Source organism: Acidovorax sp. Leaf191 (assembly GCF_001424425.1).
Taxonomy (GTDB): Bacteria; Pseudomonadota; Gammaproteobacteria; order Burkholderiales; family Burkholderiaceae_C; genus Acidovorax.
Window position 1 is genome coordinate 140,638 of sequence record NZ_LMPT01000012.1, and the last position, 23,117, is coordinate 163,754.

Here is a 23,117-nt window from a genome sequence, read left to right on the forward strand (position 1 = left end):
GGGTGAATTCCTTTGCGAAACCCGGCCGGGTCTGGTGCAATAAGAGCAACTTCCCCACCAGGAGGTTGGCCCGGGGAACCGGCGGGACTGTGCAGGTGTGCATTCACCATAGACCCCCCGTACCGGCGCCCTATGTTTAACCTTGGAGTAACTCGCAATGAAAAAATCCCTGATTGCCCTGGCTGTGCTGGCTGCTTCCGGCGCTGCAATGGCTCAATCTTCCGTGACCCTGTTCGGCGTGGTTGATGCAACCTACGCTTACGGTAACGGCAGCGTCGCTAACCGTTCGCAACTGACGAACTCCGGCTACAACAGCAGCCGTCTGGGTTTCCGTGGCGTTGAAGATCTGGGTGGCGGTCTGTCTGCTTCCTTCTGGCTGGAAGCTGGCGTGAACAACGACAACGGCACCGGCGGCGTTACCAACACCAACAACCAAGCAGCTACCAGCACTGGCGGCGGCCTGACCTTCAACCGTCGTTCGACGGTCAGCCTGAACGGCGGCTTCGGTGAACTGCGTCTGGGTCGTGACTACACTCCCCAATTCTGGAACCTGACCGTGTTCGATCCGTTCGGCACGAACGGCGTTGGCACGACCGTGACCCAAACGGCTAACCTGGGTGGCCCAACCAACACCCGCGCTTCGAACGCCATCGGCTACTTCCTGCCAGGCAACCTGGGCGGCTTCTACGGCCAAGCACAGTACTACATGGGTGAAAACCTGAGCAACGCTGCCAACAAGAAGGACGGCAACGGCCTGGCAGCTCGCGTTGGTTACGCTAACGGCCCCATCAATGTGGCCCTGGCTCTCTCGCAAACCAAGTTCCTGAATGCAGACATCAAGAGCTGGAACCTGGGTGGTCAGTACGATCTGGGCATGGCCAAGATCATGGCTCACTACAACCAAGACGACGTGAAGAACGGACCTGAAGGTAAGGGCTTCCTGATCGGTGGTCTGGTTCCTGTTGGCGCCGGCGAAATCCGCCTGTCGTACTCCACGTACGAAATCGAAGTCCCCGGTGCAGATCCACGTGCGAACAAGTTCGCTCTGGGTTATGTCCACAACCTGTCGAAGCGCACTGCCGTGTACGCTACCGTTGCTGCTGTGAAGAACAAGAATGGCTCCGCCATCGCTCTGAACAACGCAGTGACCGCAGCTGGTCGTAACTCCAGCGGTTACGACTTCGGTATCCGTCACAGCTTCTAATATCAACGCTGGCTTATGGCCAGTGGAGATATCAAAGCAAAGAAAAAGCCACCTTCGGGTGGCTTTTTTTTGTCCGTTCGAATCGTTCGGACGACGGTTCATTATTCGATGTGCATCGTCTTGGCAGGGGTGGGTTGAAGAAATGGGGTGAAGGGGTGCACTGAATCCCCCGAATGGGGCGCTGGCGCAGGTCGCGTGGCGTCTACCGTGCTGGTTCACTGCGCCCGATGTCGGGCGCGTGAGGCCTCACTCAGAATCCGGGTAGCCGGATGTTTTTCGGTGGCATATCGGTGGTAACTCCGTGCACATCCGAGGCGGTCGAAGGTTGCCAGTACAGCGCTTTCTGTCGCTGGTGGGTCCCGATCGGAGGGATTCGCAGCGATCACATCGTCACCTCGGCGTGTTGAGCGCTCGCTGGCACCAACTTTGCATGCACTACAGGTTCAAAACGGCTTCCATAGGCCCTTCGGGACACCCGGGATTCAGGGATTTCCCGTTGGCTATAGAGCAACCTTTACTGCATAGTAAAACTTTTAAATACAGAGGGTTCCATGAAACTCAAATACAGTCTTTTGTCGATGGCCGCAGCTGCAGCCGTGCTGGCGTCGCCAGCCTTGCAAGCCAAGCCGTTCAAATGGGCAAGCCAGGGAGAAATCGCGACGTGGGATATCCATTCCCAGAACAATGCGCTGCAAAACGGCATTCACGCGAACGTGTACGAGACCCTGGTTTACTACAACAGCAAGACGTTTGAAGTGGAGCCCATCCTGGCCACCTCCTGGAAGGAAGTGAGCCCCACGCAGGTGCGTTTTACCCTGCGCCAGGGCGTCAAGTTCCATGATGGCTCGGCCCTGACCACCGACGACGCGGTCTACTCCATCCAGCGTGCGATGGCCAAGACCTCCAACTTCACGCCCTACGTGCAGGGCATCAGCAAGGTCGCCAAGGTCGACGCACAGACCTTCGACGTGATCCTGTCGGCACCCAACCCCGTGCTGCTGCGCCAGATGACCGAGTTGCGCATCATGAGCAAGGCCTGGGCTGAAAAGAACAAGTCGGTCGAACCCAAGGACATCAAGGGCTCGGACGAGAACTTTGCCCACCGCAATGCCATGGGCACCGGTCCCTACACCCTGGAATCGTGGCAGCCCGACGTGAAGATGGTGTTCAAGCGCAACCCCAACTGGTGGGGCAAGATGGACGGCAACGTGACCGAGATCACCTACACGCCGATCAAGTCGAATGCGACGCGGATCGCCGCACTGATCTCGGGTGAAGTCGACCTGGTGCTCGACCCCACGCCGCAGGATCTGGGACGCCTGCGCGCCAGCCCCGACCTCAAGGTGATCGACGGCGTCGAGAACCGCACGATCTTCCTGGGCATGGACCAGTTCCGCGAAGAACTGCCGGGCTCCAACATCAAGGGCAAGAACCCGCTCAAGGATGTGCGCGTGCGCAAGGCCCTGTACCAGGCCATCGACGCGGACACCATCTCGCGCAACATCATGCGCGGCCTGGGCAAGCCCACGGGCACCATCGTGGCGCCCCAGGTGGCAGGCTATACCGAAGCCGTGGGCAAGCGCTTCCCGTACAGCGTGGAGGCTTCCAAGAAGCTGCTGGCCGAAGCCGGCTACCCTGATGGCTTCGAAGTGGACTTCGCCTGCCCGAACAACCGCTACATCAACGACGAAGCCATCTGCCAGGCCGTGACCGCGATGTGGTCGCGCGTGGGCGTGAAGGCCAAGCTGCGCACCTTGCCGCTGGTGAACTACTTCCCGATGATCCAGCGCTACGAAGCCAGCATCTACATGCTGGGCTGGGGCGTGCCGACATTCGACGCGCTGTACAGCCTGCAGTCGCTCACGCGCTCGGTGGGGCAGGGCGGCGACGGCAACTACAACGTGGGCCGCTACAGCAATCAGCGCATGGACTATCTGGTCGACCGCATCAAGGCCGAGACGGACGCGCCCGTGCGCACCCGCATGCTGACCGAAGCGCTGCAACTGTCCAACGACACAGTGTCCCATCTGCCCCTGCATGACCAGGTGATCCCATGGGCCATGAAGAAGAACGTGGAGCTCGTCCATCGCGCCGATAACCGCGTGGATATGCGTACGGTCAAGGTGAACTGATTTATTCTCGACACACTGAGAGCAAGGGCCCCAAGGCCCTTGCTCTCTTTGGTTTAGTTTGACGACGTATTGCCCACCGGCGCCCCAGCCATCAAAAGTGGCTGCGGCGTCCCTATCGAACACTCACTCGACTTCCCGATGCTTGCCTTTATATTGCGCCGCCTGATACAGGCTGTGATTGTCATGGTCACGGTGGCCTTCATCTCCTTCATGCTGTTCCAGTATGTCGGGGACCCCGTGGTGTTCCTGTTGGGCCAGGATGCCACCGCTGACCAGATCCGGGAGTTGCGCGCGTCCCTGGGCCTGGACAAGCCCTTCTTCGTGCAGTTCTGGCACTTCCTGGTGAACGCGGCGCAGGGCGAGTTCGGCCTGAGCCTGCGCCAGGGCGCCAAGGTGTCCCGCCTCATTGCAGAGCGCTTCCCGGCCACGCTGGAGCTGGCGCTGGTGGCTGCGGTCCTGGCGCTCGCCCTCGGCGTTCCGATGGGTGTGTATGCGGCGCTCAAGCGCGGCACGTTCACCAGCCAGCTGTTCATGACCCTGTCCCTGCTGGGCGTCTCGCTGCCGACCTTTCTCATCGGCATCCTGCTGATCCTGGTGTTCGCGGTCACGCTGGGCTGGTTCCCGAGCTTCGGCCGCGGCGAGGTGGTGCAGCTGGGGTGGTGGAGCACGGGCCTGCTCAAGGCCAAGGGCTGGCACCACATCACGCTGCCCGCCATCACGCTGGCGATCTTCCAGCTCACGCTGATCATGCGGCTGGTACGCGCCGAGATGCTGGAAGTGCTGCGCACCGACTACATCAAGTTCGCACGTGCCCGCGGCCTGTCCAACCGGGCCATCCACTTCGGCCACGCGCTCAAGAACACCCTGGTGCCCGTGATGACCATCACCGGCCTGCAACTGGGCGGCCTGATCGCGTTTGCCATCATCACCGAGACCGTGTTCCAGTGGCCCGGCATGGGCCTGCTGTTCATCCAGGCCGTGACCTTCGCCGACATCCCCGTGATGGCCGCCTACCTGTGCCTGATCGCACTCATCTTCGTGGTGATCAACCTCGTGGTCGACCTGCTGTACTTTGCCGTGGACCCGCGCCTGCGCGTGGGCAAGGCAGGGGGGCACTGATGAACTCCCCCCTGAGTCGCTTCGCGCCATCCTCCCTGAGAGGGGATGCTCCCACCGCAACGGCTGGACACGCCGCCTGCGCGGCGGGGCGGCGCTTGCGCGGGAGTGCTGGCCTGGGCCGCGCCGGTTTCGCCGGCTGTGGGTGTTGCACGAACGTCCTGGACGCTTGAAATGCAGTCGCTGAAATACAAGGCTGGAGGCCGGGCGTTTGCGCACATCGCGCAGTTCCATCCCGAGCTGACCGCTCTGCGCCGCGACCTGCACGCGCACCCCGAGCTGGGTTTTGAAGAGGTCTACACCGGCCAGCGGGTGAAGGAAGCCCTCAAGGTGTGCGGCGTGGACGAGATCCACGATGGCATCGGCCGCACCGGCATCGTCGCCCTGATCCGCGGCCGCAGCATCTCCAGCGGCAGCATGGTCGGCCTGCGGGCCGACATGGATGCGTTGCCGCTGGCCGAGCACAACGACTTCTCCTGGAAGTCGTGCAAGCCGGGCCTGATGCACGGCTGCGGCCATGACGGCCACACGGCCATGCTGGTCGGCGCTGCGCGCTACCTCGCCGAGACCCGCAACTTCGACGGCACGGCCGTGCTCGTGTTCCAGCCCGGCGAAGAGGGCTTTGCCGGCGCCCGCGTGATGATGGAGGACGGCCTGTTCGACCGCTTCCCGGTGCAGTCGATCTACGCCATGCACAACTGGCCGGCGATGAAGCCCGGCACGGTGGGCATCAACTCCGGTCCCATGATGGCCGCGGCCGACCGCTTCACCATCGAGATCACGGGGCGCGGCGGCCACGGCGCCCATGCCTACCAGACGGTGGACGTGCTGCTGGTGGCGGCCCACATCATCACGGCGGCGCAAAGCATCGTCTCGCGCAATGTGCGCCCCATCGAAAGCGCCGTGGTCAGCATCTGCGCTGCGCAGGCGGGCGACCTGGGCGCCTTCAGCGTGCTGCCCGGCTCCGCCACGCTCGTGGGCACCGTGCGCACCTTCGACCCCGTCGTGCAGGAGATGGTGGAAAAACGCCTCAAGGAGCTGTGCAACGCCATTGCCCTGGGCTTTGGCGCCACCGCCACCGTGCACTACGAACGCATCTACCCCGCCACCATCAACAGCGAGAGCGAGGCCGTCTTCGCCGGCGACGTGGCCGAATCCCTGCTGGGTGCGGACCATGTGGTGCGCGACCTGGAGCCCAGCATGGGCGCAGAGGACTTCGCCTTCATGCTGCAGACCCGGCCTGGCGCCTACCTGCGCATCGGCCAGGGCACGGGCGCGAGCGGCAGCGCCCTGCACAACAGCCGCTACGACTTCAACGACGACATCCTGCCGCTGGGCTCCGCATTGCATGCGAGCCTGATCGAGCAGTCGATGCCCTTGGCAACGCCCTGACAGCACCCGCTTCGCGCCGCGCCAGAACCCATCCCCCTGGATGTACACCCCTTACGCATCCTTTTCCACTACGAGGAGATTTCCATGAAATTCCAGAAGAAAGCCACCCTGGCTGCATTGTTTGTTGCGATGGCTGCAGGCAGCATGGTTGCCGGCGCGCAGACCATCCGGATCGCCAACCAGGGTGACGCGCTGTCCATGGATCCGCACTCGCTCAACGAATCGCTGCAACTGAGCGTGACCAGCAACGTGTACGAGCCGCTGGTCGGCCGCAACAAGGACCTGAGCGTCGCGCCCGCACTGGCCACGGCCTGGAAGCAGACCGCGCCCACCGTGTGGCGCTTCGAGCTGCGCAAGGGCGTGCTGTTCCATGACGGCACGCCTTTCACCGCCGACGACGTGGTGTTCAGCTTCGGCCGCATGAAGGGCGAAGGCTCCGACATGAAGGCCACCAACAGCGACATCAAGCAGGTGCGCAAGATCGACGACCACACCGTCGAGATCGAAACCGTCGCGCCGCAGCCCATCCTGCCCGACGTGATCACGACCTCGTTCATCATGAGCAAGAAGTGGTGCGAGACCAACCAGGCCGTGATGCCCGTGGACCGCCGCAAGGGCATCGAGAACGCAGCCTCGTTCCGCGCCAACGGCACCGGCCCCTTCCGCCTGCGCGAGCGCCAGCCCAATGTGCGTTCGGTGTTCGTACGCAACGGCTCCTACTGGGGCAAGATCGAAGGCAACGTGAGCGAAGTGGTGTTCACCCCCATCTCCAACGATGCCACCCGCGTGGCGGCACTGCTGTCGGGCGAAGTGGACGTGATGGAGCCCGTGCCGGTGCAGGACATCGACCGCGTCAACAGCGGCGCCAACACGCGTGCCGTGACCGGCCCCGAGCTGCGCACCATCTTCCTGGGCATGGACCAAAAGCGCGACGAGCTGCTGTACTCCAACGTCAAGGGCAAGAACCCCTTCAAGGACAAGCGCGTGCGCCAGGCCTTCTACCAGGCCATCGACATCGAAGGCATCAAGAAGACCGTGATGCGCGGCGCGTCCAACCCCTCCGCACTGATGGTGGGCCCTGGCATCAACGGCTTCCAGCCCGACACCAAGCGCCTGCCGTACGACGTCGAAGCCGCCAAGAAGCTGATGGTCGAGGCGGGCTACCCCAACGGGTTCGAAGTGTCCATGAACTGCCCCAACGACCGCTATGTGAACGACGGCCGCATCTGCCAGACCGTGGCCGCCAACCTGTCGCGCATCAACGTCAAGATCAACCTGCAGGCCGAGACCAAGGGCACCTACTTCCCCAAGGTGCTGCGCCGCGACACCAGCTTCTACATGCTGGGCTGGACGCCCACGACCTATGACTCGCACAACGCGCTCAACGCGCTCATGATCTGTCCGGACGAAAAGGGCGGTGCGGGCCAGTTCAACCTGGGCGCCTACTGCAACCCCAAGCTCGACGAGTTGACCAAGAAGGTGCTGGTCGAGACCGACAAGGCCAAGCGCGACGCCATGATCAAGGAAGCGTTCGACCTGCACAGCGCCGACATCGGCCACCTGCCGCTGCACCAGCAGGCACTGGCCTGGGGTGTGAACAAGAACGTGAAGCTCGTGCAGATGGCCGACAACTTCATGTACTTCAAGTGGATGAGCATCAACAAGTAAGCGCTTGGTAAAAAAGACCGTCCGTAGAACGAAACATCGAGAGAACGGCAACCGGTTCTCTTGACCATCCACACCACCGCGAAGCCGCTACCCGGGCCCAGCGGTGGTGCCTGTTTACTGGTTCCCACAATGAAAACAACCCTTGCCCGATGGTTTGACAGCGATGTCGGCTACAGCTTTCGCACCTCGCCGGTGGCGATGGTGGCTGCCGCGATTGCACTGATCTGCGTGTTCTGTTCGGTCTTTGCCGGATGGGTCGCGCCGCACAACCCCTTCGACCTGGCCACGCTCGAGCTCAGCGACGCCCGCCTGCCACCTGCCTGGAGCGCCGAAGGCTCCATGAAATACCCCCTGGGCACCGATGACCAGGGGCGCGACATCCTGTCTGCACTGATCTACGGCGCGCGCATCTCGCTCGTCGTGGGCCTGGCGTCCGTCGTGCTGTCGGTGGTCGTGGGCGTGGCCTTCGGCCTGCTGGCGGGTTTTCGCGGTGGCTGGATCGATGCGGTGCTCATGCGCCTGTGCGACGTGATGCTGTCCTTCCCCGCCATCCTGGTGGCGCTGCTGATCGCCGGCGTGGGCCGTGCCCTGTTTCCCAATGCGCACGAGTCGCTCGCCTTCGGCGTGCTGATCATCTCCATCTCGCTGACCGGCTGGGTGCAGTACGCGCGCACGGTGCGCGGCTCCACGCTGGTCGAGCGCAACAAGGAATACGTGCAGGCCGCCCGCGTGACGGGCGTGTCGCCGCTGCGCATCATGCGCAAGCACGTGCTGCCCAACGTGATGGGCCCGGTGCTGGTGCTGGCCACCATCCAGGTCGCCACGGCCATCATCACCGAGGCCACGCTGTCCTTCCTGGGCGTGGGCGCGCCGCCCACCTCGCCCTCGCTGGGCACGCTGATCCGCATCGGCAACGACTACCTGTTCTCGGGCGAATGGTGGATCACCGTATTCCCCGGCGCGATGCTGGTGCTGATCGCCCTGTCGGTGAACCTGCTCGGCGACTGGCTGCGCGACGCCTTGAACCCACGCCTGCGCTGAGCATATGGCCCCCACGCTCCGCACTGTCGTGTCGTCGCTGCCCCCCAAGGAGGCGCGTTTCGCCTTGGGGCGGCCCGGCGGCGAAACCATTGCCTCGTGCCTCCAAAGATAAAAACGGTACACCCATGAGTCTTCTCGAAGTCAAAAACCTCGTTGTCGAATTTCCGGGCCGCCGCGGTACCCTGCGCGCCCTGGACGACATCTCCTTTTCCATCGCGCCCGGCGAGATCCTGGGCGTGGTGGGAGAGTCCGGCGCCGGCAAATCGCTCACGGGCGCGGCCATCATCGGCCTGCTGGAGCCGCCAGGCCGCGTCGCCTCGGGCCAGATCCTGCTGGAAGGCCAGCGCATCGACAACCTCAGCAATGAAGAGATGCGCCACATCCGCGGACGCCGCATCGGTGCGATCTTCCAGGACCCGCTGACCTCGCTGAACCCGCTGTACACCGTGGGCCGCCAGCTCACCGAAACCATCCTGGCCCACCTGCCTGTGACGCCCGCCGAGGCCCGCCAGCGCGCCATTGCGCTGCTGCAGGACACCGGCATTCCGGCTGCGGCAGAGCGCATCGACCACTACCCGCACCAGTTCTCCGGCGGCATGCGCCAGCGCGTGGTGATCGCCCTGGCGCTGGCGGCCGAGCCCAAGCTGATCGTCGCGGACGAGCCCACCACCGCGCTCGATGTGTCCATCCAGGCGCAGATCATCACGCTGCTGAAAAACATCTGCAAATCGCGCGGCGCCGCCGTGATGCTGATCACCCACGACATGGGCGTGATCGCCGAGACCTGCGACCGCGTGGCCGTGCTGTATGCCGGCCGCGTGGCCGAGATCGGTCCGGTGCACGATGTGATCAACAAGCCGTCGCACCCCTACACCAGCGGGCTCATGGCCTCCATCCCCGACATGGAGCAGGACCGCGAACGCCTCAACCAGATCGACGGTGCCATGCCCCGCCTGAACGCCATCCCCAAGGGCTGTGCCTACAACCCCCGCTGCCCCAAGACCTTTGACCGCTGCATGACCGAACGCCCTGACCTGATGCCGGCAGGCTCCACCCGCGCTGCCTGCTGGCTGCACGCCGGTGCATCCGCGACGACCGCTGCCGCCTCCGCCGGAGTGACCGCATGAGCGCCGCCACCACCACGACCCCCGCCGCCGCGGCGTCCACACCGGCGAAAAGCACCGCCCTCGTGCAGGCGCACGACCTCGCCAAGACCTTCGACGTGTCGGCACCCTGGCTCAACCGCGTGATCGAACGCAAGCCCCGCACGCTGCTGCATGCGGTGGACGGTGTGAGCTTCGAGATCGAGAAGGGCAAGACCCTGGCGCTGGTGGGCGAGTCCGGCTGCGGCAAGAGCACCGTGGCCCGCCTGCTGGTGGGCCTGTACGAGCCCACGCGCGGCGGCCTCACGTTCGACAAGCAGGATGCGCACGCCGCGTTCAAGGGCAACGATGCCCGCGCCATGCGCCGCCGCATCCAGATGATCTTCCAGGACCCATACGCGAGCCTGAACCCTCGCTGGCTGGTCGAAGACATCATCGGCGAGCCGCTCAAGGAGCACGGGCTCATCACCGACAAGGCGGAGCTCAAGCAACGCGTGGGCGAACTGCTCAAGTCCGTGGGCCTGTCGCCGCTGGACATGGTCAAGTACCCGCACCAGTTCTCCGGCGGCCAGCGCCAGCGCATCTCCATTGCCCGCGCCCTGGCCACCGAACCCGAGTTCCTGGTGTGCGACGAGCCCACCTCGGCGCTCGACGTGTCGGTGCAAGCGCAGGTGCTCAACATCATGAAGGACCTGCAGCGCGAGCGGCAGCTCACGTACCTGTTCATCAGCCACAACCTGGCCGTGGTGCGCCACGTGAGCGACCAGGTCGGCGTGATGTACCTGGGCCGCCTGGTGGAGCTGGCCGACAAGCACACGCTGTTCGACACGCCGCGACACCCCTACACGCGCATGCTGCTCGATGCCATCCCCAAGATGCACGACACCGGCAAGGCGCGCACACCGGTGCAGGGCGAAGTGCCCAACCCGCTGAACCCCCCACCGGGTTGCGCCTTCAACCCACGCTGCCCGCATGTGAACGAGCGCTGCCGGGCCGAGCGCCCTGCGCTGCTGAACATCGGCGGCATCCGCATCGCGTGCCACGCGGTGGAAGAAGGGCGCATCTAGCCTGCGCTACCGCGCTGCGATGATGGCAAGGGCTCCTCAGGGAGCCCTTTTTTCGTGGAGCGGCGGGGAGGGCGTCGCACCAGGCGCTGCACGGCGCGCATGTCCGTCCTTGCGTGGCGCACGGCCGTTGTCAGGCGGTGAAATTTATGGCGCGGGATGGAACGCCCGCCGGGGTCTGGTTACTCATGGCGTGAAAGGACATCTCCCGCCATGTCATCCCCCGTCAACGCCGGCGCACAGCTGCACGGCATCTCGCTGCAGCACAATTTTCAGCAAGGCCCGGTCGGCAGCCTGGGCGGCCGCAGTGTGCAGCAGGCACCTGCCCAGGCGCCGCGCAGCCTGGGCCACGTGCTCTCCGACATCGGGCGGGGCATACAGAACATCGCGTCGCGGGTGCTCAATGCGGTCACGCCCCATGGCGTGCGCACCGAGTCCAAATTCCGCGCGGGCCTGGAGGCCACCAGCGCGCACATGGGCCAGCTGCTGGGCGCCATCTCGCATTCATCGACGCACCAGGCCGACGGTGCGGCCGCGCAGAAGCTCCTGGGCGGCCTGCGGGACGTGGCCGCCCCGGTGACCAGCCGCGGCGCCAGCCTGGACACCGTCGTGCGCGAACGCACCACCGCCCAGCTCCAGCAGATGACCCCGGATGAGCGCCAGGCCCTGCACAAGGGCCTCGTCATGGCGGAGAACAGTGCCTTGAAGGGCGACCCCGTGCTCGCCGCCGTGCGCTCGGCCATGGAGCAGCATGCCATCGACCAGGGCATGGCCGCGCTGCAGGGCGACCTGGACTTGGCCATCGCGATGACCGCCAAGGAGGCGCAGGACACCGGCATCACGGGCCGGGCCTTCCAGCAGGTCTACGACACCGCACGCGAGGTGCTGCGCGACCAGGGCTTCGGCCACCTGCCCGACAAGGAATTCAAGGAAATGCAGCGCGCCCTGGTGCTGCAGGCCGTGGAGGCCCGTGTGGGTGATGGCGACCCTGCCCAGGTCGTGCCCATGGCCCAGGTCATCAACCTGCTGCCCAGCAAGGAGCTGCATGCGCTGATGCACACGACCGCGCAGATCGGCCCCGAAGACCCGACGGCCGCGCGCTTCGTGGTGAGCGGCGCGATCGGCGTGCGCGCCGAAAAGCTCGAAAAGGCCGTGGCCGACGGCACGGCCGCGCTGCTGGCGCGCCGCCTGCCGTCCGAAGACGACCCGAGCGGCATGCTCCATGCGCCGCAGGCCGTGGCGCGCGACATCGCCGCCACCGGCAGTGCGCTGGCAGAGCTGCGCGCGCACTGCGACATCCACGGCATGCACTTCCCGGCTGCGCTGGAGGCGCCCGTCGCGCAGCTGCAAGGGCATCTGCAGGCCTACCTGAACCCGACCCACCTGTCGCAGTTGCCCGAGCTGAGCGCAGGGCAGCTGCACAGCCTGGGCGATGGCCTGCGCGGCCTGGGTGTGCAGACAGGCCAGGCGGAGATCGCGGCCGATGGCACGCGCCGCCGCTCCGAAGCGATGGACGCAGGCGCGCTCGCGATGCAGCCCGCGCTGCAGGCGCTCGCGCAGGGCGACACCGCAGGTTTGCTGCGCGGCCTGGGCATGGCCCAGCCCGCGGCCAATGCGGCCCTCGACGTGCACATCCGCCTGGGCATGAAGGTCGAGGGCGCGGACGAAGTGATGGCCTTCCGCGAAAAGCTGGTGGGCCACGCCATCAATGACCTGGACACCGCAGCCCTGCAGGCGCTGTCCGCCCGGCTGGGCAGCCCGGCCGCCGAAGCGCTGTCCGACGAACTCGCGTCGGCGGCCATGCCGCTGCTGGGCGGCTCGGATGCGATGGAGGCCTACGACAGCGGCCTGGGCCGGCAGATGTTCGACCGGGCCACCGACCTGGGCATGCTCAAGCACTGCGTCGACCAGCGGCTGGGCGAGCTGGGGGCCACGGTGCCCGCGCCCGCCTGGGACGGCGCTCCGCCCGCGGCGGATGTGGTGCGCGACGTCTTCAGCGCCGTGCGCGTGGGCGGCAGCGCCGTGGTCGTGCGCTCGGGCACCGGCGGCCCGGCCGTGCAGGGTGCCGTGCAGGACAACCTCGACGCCATGCTGGCTGCGCCCGGCAACGACCGGGAGCACGAGGTGGGCGGTGTGAGCGAAGGCTTCGTCAAAGACCTGACGCGCGCGAGTTACACCGTGGCCGATGCGAGCGGCGCTGTGCGCCCCATGATCGACAAGGACCATCCCGACAAGGCCGCCAGCGTGCGCTCAGCGGCCGCGCAGCTGCGCGAGCTGGCGGGGGGCAACGAGGCGCTGGCGCTCAAGGTGTCGCGCCTGGCCAACCAGAACGTGCTGGCCGGCGTGCAGCAGGTGCTCATGTCGCAGCAGAGCCCGCTGCGCCTGCCCGACGGCACCCCCGGCCGGCTGATGGGGCCGGAGCGCATCGAATACGCGCTGTCGAGCGACGGCGAAGGCGGCATCGTGCTGCAGGTGAACTACGCGGTCGAAGGCGCTGACGTGTTCCTGCCGGCGCCGCGCAACGCCCACGAAGGCGTGGGCATCCCCGTGCAGCTCGATGCTGCGCGCAGCGGCGGGCAGTTCCAGTTTGCGCTGCACGTCGGCGCCGACCTGGCCGTGAGCGTGCAGGAGCCGGTGCGTTTCACCTACGACACCGCAGCCCCCGCGGCGGTGTGACCGGCGCCGCTCCCCCGGCTGTTTCCCCCATCCTTTTGTTGAATCGATCCCTCCATGTCCACCGCCGACCAACTTCTTCTCGACCTGGGCCAGACCGCAGGTCTGTCGCAACCCCTGCGTTTCGATGCGCAGGGCTGCGCCCGCCTTGTGTTCGACACCCGCCTGGCCATCGACTTCGAGCGCGACGATGACGCCGGCGTGCTGCAGGTCTACAGCGTGCTCGGGCCGCTGCCGGCCGAGGGGCGCGAGGCGCTGTACCAGCGATTGCTGGAGGCCAACCTGTTTGGCTCCGCAACCGCCGGCGCCACGCTGGCCGTGGACGGCCAGACACGGGAGGTCGTGCTGTGCCGTACCGTCGATGTCCAGGAGACCGGCGGACCCGCATTCGTGCGGCTGGTGGAGCGCTTCGTGGCGGCGGCCGAGGACTGGAAGAAGCTGCTGCTGTCGGGTGCCAGCGCCGGACCCTCGGCGTCGCCGGCGGGCGCAGGCCCGGCCCCCGGCGCGATGATGGGCGTGCCGATGGGCGGCTTCCTGCGCGCCTGAGGCAGGGGCCCCGGGTCCAGGCACGGCCTGCGCCGCGCGCGGATCAGGGATCAGGCGTACCGCTTGGCCCGCAGGTTGTCTTTCATCTGCTGCAGGATGGGCTGCAGCGGGCTGCCGATGCGCAGGGCCACGCAGGTGGCCAGCACGTCGATGATGAGCAGGTGCATGAGCCGCGACACCATGGGGCTGTAGCGGTCGTAGCCCTCGGGGTGGTCGGCCGCCAGGTGGATCTGGCAGGTGCTGGCCAGCGGAGAGCCGCTGGCGGTGATGACGATGGTGGTGGCGCCGTTGCGGCGCGCGATATCGGCCGCGTCCATCAGGTCGCGCGTGCGGCCCGAGTTGGAGATGATCACCGCGCAGTCGCCGGGCCCGAGCAGGGTGGCACTCATCACCTGCATGTGGCCGTCGCTCGTGGCAATCGACGTCACGCCCAGGCGAAAGAACTTGTGCTGCGCGTCCTGCGCCACGATGCCGGAGTTGCCCACGCCGTAGAACTCGATGCGCTTGCCGGTCTTCCAGGTCGCGGCAATGGCTTCGGCAGCGCGCTCCAGGGCCACGGTGCTGGCCGCATTGCGGTACTGCAAAAAGGCGGCCACGGCGTTGTCCACCACCTTCACCAGCACGTCGCCGGTCTTGTCGTCCGCATCCACGCTGCGGTGGATGAAGGGCACGCCCTCGCTCACGCTGCCTGCGAGCTTGAGCTTGAAATCCGCCAGCCCGTCATAGCCCATGCTGCGGCAAAACCGCACCACGGTGGGCTTGCTCACGTGGGCCCGCTCGGCCAGCTCGCGCACCGGCAGCCGCGCAAACGTGCGGGGGTCGGTCAGCACCAGCCGGCCCACGCGCTGTTCGGCGGGCGCCAACGAGGGGAGGGATGCGGTGATGCGTTCGAGCATGTCGGTAGGTGTGTGTCAGCCCAGGCCGGCGCCGGGCGGCTCACGGTGCATCGACGATGGGCGGGGCAGGGCTGTCATGGGGGCTCGGTGTGCGCCGCGCTGGCGGGCGGCGCGGGGGCGTTGTTCGCCTAATGTAACTTGGTTCCCAACATTCCGGACCCGGGTGATTCCTCCCTTTCATCATGCTTGCAGCGGGGTTGCGGGCTTCCCCCCTGGCCCCTGTGGGGGACGGGCGATAGCATCCTTTCATTCTGTAATTCCGATACCAAGGAGCCTTCCATGCGCAAACCTCTGCTGAAACTACTGGCCGGTGCGGCTCTGACGACCGCCGCCTGCGGCAGCTGGGCCCAGGGCCAGGTCAACATCATCTGTTCCGTGCAGGCCGAGTGGTGCAACCTGATGTCCACCGTGTACGCCAAGACCACCGGCACCAAGGTCAACATGACGGCCAAGGGCTCGGGCGAAGCGCTGGCCCAGCTCAACGCCGAGAAGGCCAACCCCAAGACCGACATCTGGTTCGGCGGCACGGGCGACCCGCACCTGCAGGCCGCGGAGCAGGGCCTCACGCTCGAGTACAAGTCGCCACAGCTCGCGCAGCTCTACCCCTGGGCGCAAAAGCAGGCCGCCGACTCCAAGTACCGCACCGTGGGCGTGTACCTGGGCCCGCTGGGCTTCGGCTACAACAAGGAGCTGCTGGCCAAGCGCAAGCTCAACCCGCCGCAGTCGTGGGCCGACCTGCTCAAGCCCGAGTTCAAGGGCGAAGTGCAGATGGCCAACCCCGCATCAAGCGGCACGGCCTACACCATGATCGCCACGCTGGTGCAGATCATGGGCGAGGAAAAGGCGTTCGAATACCTGAAGGCGCTGCACCCCAACGTCAGCACCTACACGCGTTCGGGCACGGCCCCGGTCAAGGCGGCGGCGCGCGGCGAGACCACCATCTCGGTGAGCTTCGTGCACGACGTGACCACCGAGGCCGTCAACGGATTTCCCGTGGCGTCCATCACGCCGTCCGAAGGCACCGGTGCCGAGGTCGGCTCCATGAGCATCGTCAAGAACAGCCCCAACGCCGAGGCGGCCAAGAAGTTCTATGAATGGGCGCTCACGCCCGGCGGCCAGCAGTTCGGCCTGGCGGCCAAGCAGTTCCAGCTGCCCAGCAACACCCAGGTGCCCAAGGACCCGCGCATGACGGACCCGGCCAAGATGAAGCTCATCAACTACGACTACGCCAAGTACGGCGCCAGCACCGAGCGCCGCCGCCTGATCGCGCGCTGGGAAAAGGACGTGCAGAACGCTGCGCGCTAAGGACTGGTGGTGTCGGTGACCGCGGCGGCGAACAGCGCAATTTCACGATCTCCTGCAACCCGCGCCTCGGTCAACCGCCCCCTGTGGGTGTGGCTGGCCATCGGCGTGCTGGGCTACCTGGCCTTCCCCTGGTACGCCCAGCAGGACTCCAACGGCCTCCTGGCCATCGGCCAGGTCTTCAGCAGCGAGCAGGCGGGCAACGGGCTCATGCAGGCCGCGCTGCTGGGGCGCCCCTGGCTGTGGCTGGGCCTGGTGGGGCTGGCCATCGCTGCCGCAGGCGCCGTCCTGCCTGCAGGCCGGCGGCAGGGCGCGGTGCTGGCAGTCGGCGGGGCGGTGGGCCTGCTGGCGCTGCTGCTCAGCGGCTTTGCCATCGGCGGGCGGGGCTGGGCCTTCGACTGGTTGAACCAGATGCTGGGCGAGTTGGGCGCGCGGCAGCCGGGCATCGGCTGGGGCGGGTTCGTGGTGCTCTCGGCGCTGCTGGTGCTGACGGCCTTCGGCGTGGCGCGGCGCGGTTTCTTCAAGGGCGATCTGTTCGTCGCAGCCGCCGTGCTGGCGTGCGGCAGCCTGCTGGCACTGTTCATCGTGTTCCCGGTGCTCAAGGCGCTGTCGGCGGCGTTCTTCCTGGAAGACGGCCCGTTCTCGCTGGGCGTTCTGTGGGAGCGCATTGCGCACGAGCGCAACTTCGGCCTGTCGTGTGTCAGCGGCGGCCAGCGTTGCGGCGTGGCATGGAACACGCTGTTCCTCGGGCTGATGACCGCCACCAGCACCACGCTGCTGGGCACCTTCATGGCGCTGATGGCCGAGCGCGCCTCGCGCCGCTATGCACGCCCGCTGAACATCGTGGCGCTGCTGCCCATCATCACGCCGCCTTTCGTGGTGGGCCTGGGCCTGATCCTGCTGTTCGGCCGTGCGGGCGTGTTCAACCAGTTCCTGGAATACGCGTTCGGCATCACGCCCTCGCGCTGGTTCTACGGCTGGTTCGGCGTGTGGGTGGCGCAGACATTTGCGTTCACGCCCATCGCCTTCATGATCATGCGCGGCGTGGTGCAGGGCGTGGCGCCCAGCCTGGAGGAAGCCGCGCAGACGCTGCGCGCCAGCCCCCACAAGACCTTCATGAGCGTGACGCTGCCGCTGCTCAAGCCGGGCCTGGCCAACGCGTTCCTGGTGGGTTTCATCGAGAGCATGGCCGACTTCGGCAACCCCATCGTGGTGGGCGGGCAGTTCTCGGTGCTGTCCACCGAGATCTTCTTCGCCATCGTGGGTGCGCAGTACGACCAGGGGCGCGCCGCGTCGCTGGCGTGGATCCTCACGTTCTTTGCCCTCACGGTGTTCGCCATCCAGCGCGGGCTGCTGGGCAAGCAGAACTTCACCACGGTGTCGGGCAAGGGCGACGCGGGCATCGCCATGCCGCTGCCCACCGGCGTGCGCCGCGTGGTGCATTCCATCGCGCTGCCGTGGATGGCATTCACGCTCATCGTGTACCTGTTTGCGCTGGCCGGCGGCTTCGTGCAGACCTGGGGCCGCGACTACACCATCACGCTGGCGCACTTTCGCACCGCGTTCAGCATGGAGTGGGGCGAGTTCGGCATCGTGTGGGCCGGCACCGCCTGGAGCTCGCTGTTCACCACGCTCAAGCTCGCGGCCATCTCGGCGCCGCTCACGGCCACGCTGGGCATCGGCATCGCCTGGCTGCTGGCGCGCACCGAATTCCGGGGGCAGGGCGCCTTCGAGTTCGCCGCCCTGCTGGCCTTTGCCATCCCCGGAACGGTGCTGGGCGTGAGCTACATCCTGGCGTTCAACGTGCCGCCGTTCGAGCTCACGGGCACCGCGCTCATCATCGTGCTGTGCTTCATGTTCCGCAATCTGCCGGTGGGGGTGCGCGCAGGCACGGCGGCGTTCAAGCAGCTCGACCGGTCGCTGGACGAGGCCTCGGTCATGCTGCGGGCCGGCAGCGTGCAGACGCTGCGCCACGTGGTGCTGCCGCTGCTCAAGCCGGCGCTGGTGGCTGCGCTGGTCTACAGCTTCGTGCGGGCCATCACCACGGTGAGTGCGGTGATCTTCCTTGTCACCGCCGAGAACGAGCTGGCCACCACCTACATCATCGGCCGCGTGGGCAACGGCGACTACGGCGTGGCGCTGGCGTACTGCACGGTGCTCATCGTGCTGATGTCCGCCTCCATCGGCCTGATCCAGCTGCTGGTGGGTGAGCGCAAGCTGGGCCGACGAGGAAGCACCCCCTGAGTCGCCTTCGGCGCCTTCCCCCTCAAGGGGGACGACGCCCTCGCTGCGGGGCGGCCCTTGCTCGGCGTCCCGCGCATGCGCCACGCCTGTTAATTCGCGTCATCGTCCATTGAAAAGACAACCATGAACAACATCGAAGATGCGGGCATCGTGTTCCGCAACATCACCAAGCGCTATGGCCGCGACGCCTCGTCGGGCCTGGCCGTCAAGGGCATCAGCTTCGAGGTGCCGCGCGGCACGCTGGCCACCATCCTGGGCCCGTCGGGCTGCGGCAAGACCACCACCTTGCGCATGATCGCGGGGCTGGAGTCGCCCACCTCGGGCGAGATCTTCATCGGCGGCAAGGACGTGACCACGCTCGGCCCGGCGCAGCGCAACGTGAGCATGATGTTCCAGAGCTACGCGCTGTTTCCGCACATGAACGTGGCAGAGAACGTGATGTACGGCCTGCGCATGTCCGGCCAGCGTGACGAGGTGGCGCGCGCCAAGGCGGTCGAGGCACTGCGCGGCGTGGGCCTGGTGGGCTATGACGACCGCCTGCCGAGCGAGCTGTCTGGCGGCCAGCAGCAGCGCGTGGCGCTGGCCCGCGCGCTGGTGCTGGAGCCCGAGGTGCTGCTGTTCGACGAGCCGCTGTCCAACCTGGACGCCCGCCTGCGCCGCGAGATGCGCGAGGAGATCCGCGCGCTGCAGCAGCGCCTGTCGCTCACCGTGGCCTACGTCACGCACGACCAGAGCGAGGCCATGGCCGTCAGCGACCAGATCATCGTGATGAACCAGGGCCTGATCGCCCAGCAGGGATCGCCCCGCGCGCTGTACGAAACCCCCGGCAGCGAGTTCGTCGCCGGCTTCATGGGCGAGGCCATGCTGTTCCCCGCCACGGCCCGCGCCGATGGCACGGTGACCGTGGGGCCGCTCACGATCCGCCCGCGGGCCTGCCAGCAGCAGGGCGCGGTCAAGGTCGCGGTGCGGCCCGAGGCATGGCGCATCGAGCGCCAGGGCGAGGGGCTGATGCCCGCGCGGCTGGAGAAGGCCGCGTACCTGGGCGCGGTGCACGAATACACCTTTGCCACAGAGCTTGGGCCGATCTTCGTCGTGTCGTCGGACCTGAGCGACGTGCTCACGCCGGGCGAGGACGTGCGGCTCGGCCTGGGCGTGCACGGGGTATCGGTGGTTGGTAGTACCGACTGAGCGGACGCTGATGTTCAATAATGACGCCATGAACCAACTCGACGCCCTCAAACAGTTCACCACCGTGGTTGCCGACACCGGCGACTTCAAGCAACTGGCGCAGTTCCAGCCCCAGGATGCCACCACCAACCCGTCGCTGATCCTCAAGGCCGTGCAAAAGCCCGAGTACGCGCCGCTGCTGCAGGACACCGTGGCCCAGTTCCGCGGCCGCGCCATGGACGAGATCATCGACCGCCTGCTGGTGCGCTTTGGCCGCGAGATCCTCGCGACCATCCCCGGGCGCGTGTCCACCGAAGTGGATGCCCGCCTGAGCTTCGACACCAGCGCCACCGTCACCCGCGCCGAACGCATCATCGAGCTGTACCAGGCCGAAGGCATCCACATCGACCGCGTGCTCATCAAGATCGCCGCCACCTGGGAAGGCATCAAGGCCGCCGAGCAGCTGGAGCGCAAGGGCATCCACACCAACCTCACGCTGCTGTTCTCGTTCGCGCAGGCCGTGGCCTGCGGCGAGGCCAAGGTGCAGCTGATCTCGCCGTTTGTCGGCCGCATCTACGACTGGTACAAGAAGCAGGCCGGCGCCCAGTGGGACGAAGCCGCACGCGCCGGTGCCAACGACCCGGGCGTGCAGTCCGTCACGCAGATCTACAACCACTACAAGCGCTTTGGCATTGCGACCGAGGTCATGGGCGCGAGCTTTCGCAACGTGGGCCAGATCACGGCGCTGGCCGGCTGCGACCTGCTGACCATCGCCCCCGAGCTGCTGGCGCAACTGGCCGCCAGCGACGCGCCGCTGCAGCCCGCGCTGGACGCCCAGGCCGCCAAGACGCTGGACCTGGCTGCGGTGAGCTACGACGAAGCGGGCTTCCGCTTTGCGCTGAACGAAGACGCCATGGCCACCGAAAAGCTGGCGGAAGGCATCCGCGCGTTCGCGGCGGACGCGGTCAAGCTGGACAAGCTCATTCAGGCTGCGTGAGAGGCTGCTCAAGCAGATTGCTATAAAAAACATAGCTGCTAGCGCTTTTCCATCAAGCGGTAGCAGCTTTTTTTATGTGGATTTGAGCGAATTCAGGTGGCGTGTGAAGACTGTGCACCGCTGATCCGCCGCGGCCCGACGCAGGCGCCCGTCGACGTGCGAAGGCGCCGACGCGCCAACGCTCAGCCCGCCCGCAGCCGCAATCCCACGCGCAACCCGTGCGGCGCCACGTTCTCGGCCACGGCCTGGCCGCCGTGGCGCAGCGCAATTTCTTCCACGATGGACAGCCCCAGGCCGCAGCCGCCGGGCTTGTCCGAGCCGCGCCAAAAGCGTGCGAACAGGTCCGGCAGGTTGCCCGCCGGTACGCCCGGGCCGTCGTCTTCCACCAGCAGCGTGGCCCAGCGGTCCGGCGTTGCATTCACGCGCACGGTGACCGTGGCGCCCGCGCCGGCGTAGTGCAGCGCGTTGTCGATCAGGTTGTTCAGCGCCTCGCGCAGCAGCAGCGGGTGGCCCTGTACGGTTAGGTAGTCGTCGCCCTCGTAGCCCAGGTCCATGCCCTGCGCCAGCGCGCGCGCGGCCCATTCACGCGCCACCTCGCGGGCCAGCGCGGCGATGTCCACCGCCTGCATCTCCACGTTCGATTCGGAGCGCGCCAGCTGCAGCAGCTGGTGCACCAGGTGGGCGCTGCGCTGGGCGGCGGCCAGCACCTTCTGCAGCCGCTCCTGCACGGCGGGCTCGTGGCTTTCGTGCAGGGCCAGCTCGGTCTGGCCGATCAGGCCGGCCAGGGGCGTGCGCAGCTGGTGCGCGGCGTCGTTCAAGAAGCGCTTTTCCTTGCGCTGCCCGCGCGCTACCGTCTCCAGCAGGCCGTTGATGGTGCTGGCCAGGGAGTGCACTTCTTGCGGCGCGGACGTGAGCTCGATGGGCGGCAGCGGGTCGGCCGTGTTGTGCTTGCGCGCGCCGGCTTTCTCGATCTGCGCCTCCAGGCGCTTTAACGGCTGCAGCCCGCGCAGCACGCCGGCGTAGACCACGGCGCTCAGCGCCAGGCCCATCAGGCCCATGGGCAGCAGCATTTGTTCGAGCAGCTCCTGCGCGATGCGCTCGCGCACCGTCAGGCTCTGCGCCACCTGCACGCGCAGGGTCTGGCGGGTCTGGGGCGTGCCGTAGTCCACGTCCAGCAGGGCCACGCGCACGGGCTTGTCGTCCACGCGGGCCTGGTACAGGTACGGTTCGCCCACGCGCACGTCCACGGGCGGCGGCGAGGGCAGCTGCGCATTGCCCAGCAGAAAGCGCCCGGGCGGGGACGAGACCATGTAGGTGATGCGGTCGGCCGGGTCCTGCTCCAGGATGTCCTGCGCGGCCTTCGGGAAGTCCACCAGCAGCCCGTCGCCGATGGGCTTGATCTGCCGCGCCAGCGCCCGCACCGACTGCGTCAGCGTCTGGTCGATGCCCTTCTCGCCGTTTTGCAGCGCCACGCGCCACGCCAGAAAGCCGCCCGACAGCCACAGCACCAGCTGCGGCAGCAGCAGCCACAGCAGCAGCTTGCGCTGCAGTGAAACGCCGTGGATGGGCCGCATGTCAGCGCTCCGCCGTTCGGCAGGGGGCGGTGCAGCCGCCCAAGGAAGAAGTCATGGCTTTTCGAGCATGTAGCCCAGGCCGCGGATGTTGCGGATGGTCAGGCTGGTGTCGTCGAGCTTCTTGCGCAGGCGGTGCACATACACCTCCAGCGCGTTGGAGGCCAGTGGCGGTGCCGACTGGCCGGGCTCCGGCGGGCCTGCGCGCCAGGCGGCCAGCACGTCGTCGCGCGTGACGACTTCGCCGCAGCGGTTGACCAGCAGTTCCAGCAGTTCCCACTCGCGCTGCGTGAGTTCCAGCGGCGTGCCGTCGAGCGTGGCCGCCTGGCTGGCATGGTCCAGCAGCAGCGCGCCGATGGTGGTGCTGGGCCCGCCCGAGGCGCTGCTGGGCTGCGTGAACGCGGGCTGCCGCGCGCGGCGCAGCATGGCCTGCAGGCGGGCCTGCAGCTCCTGCATGTTGAAGGGCTTGGTGATGTAGTCGTCGGCCCCTGCGTTGAGGCCCGCCACCCGGTCGTCGATGCCGTCGCGGGCGGTGAGAATCAGCACCGGCAGGCCGGCGATGTGGCCGCGGACCCAGGTCAGCAGCTCCATGCCGTCGGCGCCGGGCAGGCCCAGGTCCAGGATGATCCCGTCCACCGCCTGGGTCTGCAAAAGCGCGGTGGCCTGCGCCACACTGCACGCCGTGCAGACATCGTATTCAAGCTGTTTGAGCTGCCCGGTGAGGGCGTCGAGCAGCAGGGCATCGTCTTCAACGATCAGTAGGGTGGGCATGGTCTGTGAGCATAGCAAAGCATCCCGCCTGCGGTGGATGCAGAGCCTGCACCCAGCCCATGGCTGAGCCCAGCCGACGCTGTAATTCGATAACCGGGCTAGGAGACTGGCATGTAACCAACAACCCGGGAAAGCCCTGATATGTTCATTAATTATTGTAATTAAAGTACCGACTGCGCTGAACGTCACCGGTATGTGGCGCGTAAACGGATTCAAACATCGAGGAGACA

At 66.7% G+C, this 23,117-nt stretch carries 17 protein-coding genes; 14 read left to right on the top strand and 3 right to left on the bottom strand.

Going from position 1 to position 23,117, the window contains the following annotated elements:
- Positions 1-157: 157 nt before the first annotated feature.
- From ASG27_RS09205 to ASG27_RS09250, 10 genes are all read left to right on the top strand, one after another.
- On the top strand, positions 158-1,204 hold the full coding sequence (locus ASG27_RS09205; protein WP_056415129.1) for a porin: 1,047 nt from the start codon (positions 158-160) through the stop codon (positions 1,202-1,204).
- Positions 1,205-1,755: 551 nt separating this feature from the next.
- Positions 1,756-3,336 carry an ABC transporter substrate-binding protein gene (locus ASG27_RS09210; RefSeq protein WP_056415132.1) on the top strand — a complete coding sequence of 527 codons (1,581 nt, stop codon included), beginning with the start codon at positions 1,756-1,758 and terminating at the stop codon, positions 3,334-3,336.
- Between the two features lie 138 nt (positions 3,337-3,474).
- Positions 3,475-4,455 (top strand): ABC transporter permease, encoded by a 981-nt coding sequence (locus ASG27_RS09215; protein ID WP_056415135.1) that lies wholly within the window; start codon positions 3,475-3,477, stop codon positions 4,453-4,455.
- A gap of 171 nt (positions 4,456-4,626) precedes the next feature.
- Positions 4,627-5,844: a M20 aminoacylase family protein gene (locus ASG27_RS09220; protein ID WP_056415138.1), complete on the top strand. Its 1,218-nt coding sequence runs from the start codon at positions 4,627-4,629 to the stop codon at positions 5,842-5,844.
- An 84-nt stretch (positions 5,845-5,928) separates the two neighbouring features.
- Positions 5,929-7,512 (top strand): ABC transporter substrate-binding protein, encoded by a 1,584-nt coding sequence (locus ASG27_RS09225; protein WP_056415141.1) that lies wholly within the window; start codon positions 5,929-5,931, stop codon positions 7,510-7,512.
- A gap of 129 nt (positions 7,513-7,641) precedes the next feature.
- Positions 7,642-8,553: an ABC transporter permease gene (locus ASG27_RS09230; protein WP_056415145.1), complete on the top strand. Its 912-nt coding sequence runs from the start codon at positions 7,642-7,644 to the stop codon at positions 8,551-8,553.
- A gap of 125 nt (positions 8,554-8,678) precedes the next feature.
- Entirely contained in the window at positions 8,679-9,680 is a 1,002-nt protein-coding gene (locus tag ASG27_RS09235) for an ABC transporter ATP-binding protein (RefSeq protein WP_056415147.1), read from the top strand.
- On the top strand, positions 9,677-10,723 hold the full coding sequence (locus ASG27_RS09240; RefSeq protein WP_056415149.1) for an ABC transporter ATP-binding protein: 1,047 nt from the start codon (positions 9,677-9,679) through the stop codon (positions 10,721-10,723). The genes ASG27_RS09235 and ASG27_RS09240 overlap by 4 nt, the downstream gene beginning before the upstream one ends.
- Positions 10,724-10,933: 210 nt before the next feature.
- Positions 10,934-13,396 carry a hypothetical protein gene (locus ASG27_RS09245; protein ID WP_056415152.1) on the top strand — a complete coding sequence of 821 codons (2,463 nt, stop codon included), beginning with the start codon at positions 10,934-10,936 and terminating at the stop codon, positions 13,394-13,396.
- A 54-nt stretch (positions 13,397-13,450) separates the two neighbouring features.
- Positions 13,451-13,939: a type III secretion system chaperone gene (locus tag ASG27_RS09250; protein ID WP_056415156.1), complete on the top strand. Its 489-nt coding sequence runs from the start codon at positions 13,451-13,453 to the stop codon at positions 13,937-13,939.
- Positions 13,940-13,989: 50 nt separating this feature from the next.
- Here the strand turns inward: ASG27_RS09250 and ASG27_RS09255 are convergent, their stop codons facing one another.
- Positions 13,990-14,835: a MurR/RpiR family transcriptional regulator gene (locus ASG27_RS09255; protein WP_056415159.1), complete on the bottom strand. Its 846-nt coding sequence runs from the start codon at positions 14,833-14,835 to the stop codon at positions 13,990-13,992.
- A 279-nt stretch (positions 14,836-15,114) separates the two neighbouring features.
- Between ASG27_RS09255 and ASG27_RS09260 the strand changes: the two genes are divergently transcribed.
- The 4 genes from ASG27_RS09260 to tal all read left to right on the top strand — a co-directional run bounded on the left by ASG27_RS09260 (position 15,115) and on the right by tal (position 20,545).
- Positions 15,115-16,140 carry an ABC transporter substrate-binding protein gene (locus ASG27_RS09260; protein ID WP_200912414.1) on the top strand — a complete coding sequence of 342 codons (1,026 nt, stop codon included), beginning with the start codon at positions 15,115-15,117 and terminating at the stop codon, positions 16,138-16,140.
- 15 nt (positions 16,141-16,155) lie between these two features.
- Entirely contained in the window at positions 16,156-18,381 is a 2,226-nt protein-coding gene (locus ASG27_RS09265; protein ID WP_056416258.1) for an ABC transporter permease, read from the top strand.
- 123 nt (positions 18,382-18,504) lie between these two features.
- Positions 18,505-19,569, top strand: a complete 1,065-nt coding sequence (locus ASG27_RS09270) for an ABC transporter ATP-binding protein (protein WP_056415162.1) — start codon at positions 18,505-18,507, stop codon at positions 19,567-19,569.
- A 28-nt stretch (positions 19,570-19,597) separates the two neighbouring features.
- Positions 19,598-20,545 (top strand): transaldolase, encoded by a 948-nt coding sequence (gene tal, locus ASG27_RS09275; RefSeq protein WP_056416261.1) that lies wholly within the window; start codon positions 19,598-19,600, stop codon positions 20,543-20,545.
- A 182-nt stretch (positions 20,546-20,727) separates the two neighbouring features.
- Here the strand turns inward: tal and ASG27_RS09280 are convergent, their stop codons facing one another.
- Together ASG27_RS09280 and ASG27_RS09285 are read right to left on the bottom strand one after the other, a co-directional pair.
- Positions 20,728-22,119 (bottom strand): sensor histidine kinase, encoded by a 1,392-nt coding sequence (locus ASG27_RS09280; protein WP_056415165.1) that lies wholly within the window; start codon positions 22,117-22,119, stop codon positions 20,728-20,730.
- A gap of 51 nt (positions 22,120-22,170) precedes the next feature.
- Positions 22,171-22,887, bottom strand: a complete 717-nt coding sequence (locus tag ASG27_RS09285) for a response regulator transcription factor (RefSeq protein WP_056415168.1) — start codon at positions 22,885-22,887, stop codon at positions 22,171-22,173.
- Positions 22,888-23,117: the final 230 nt, after the last annotated feature.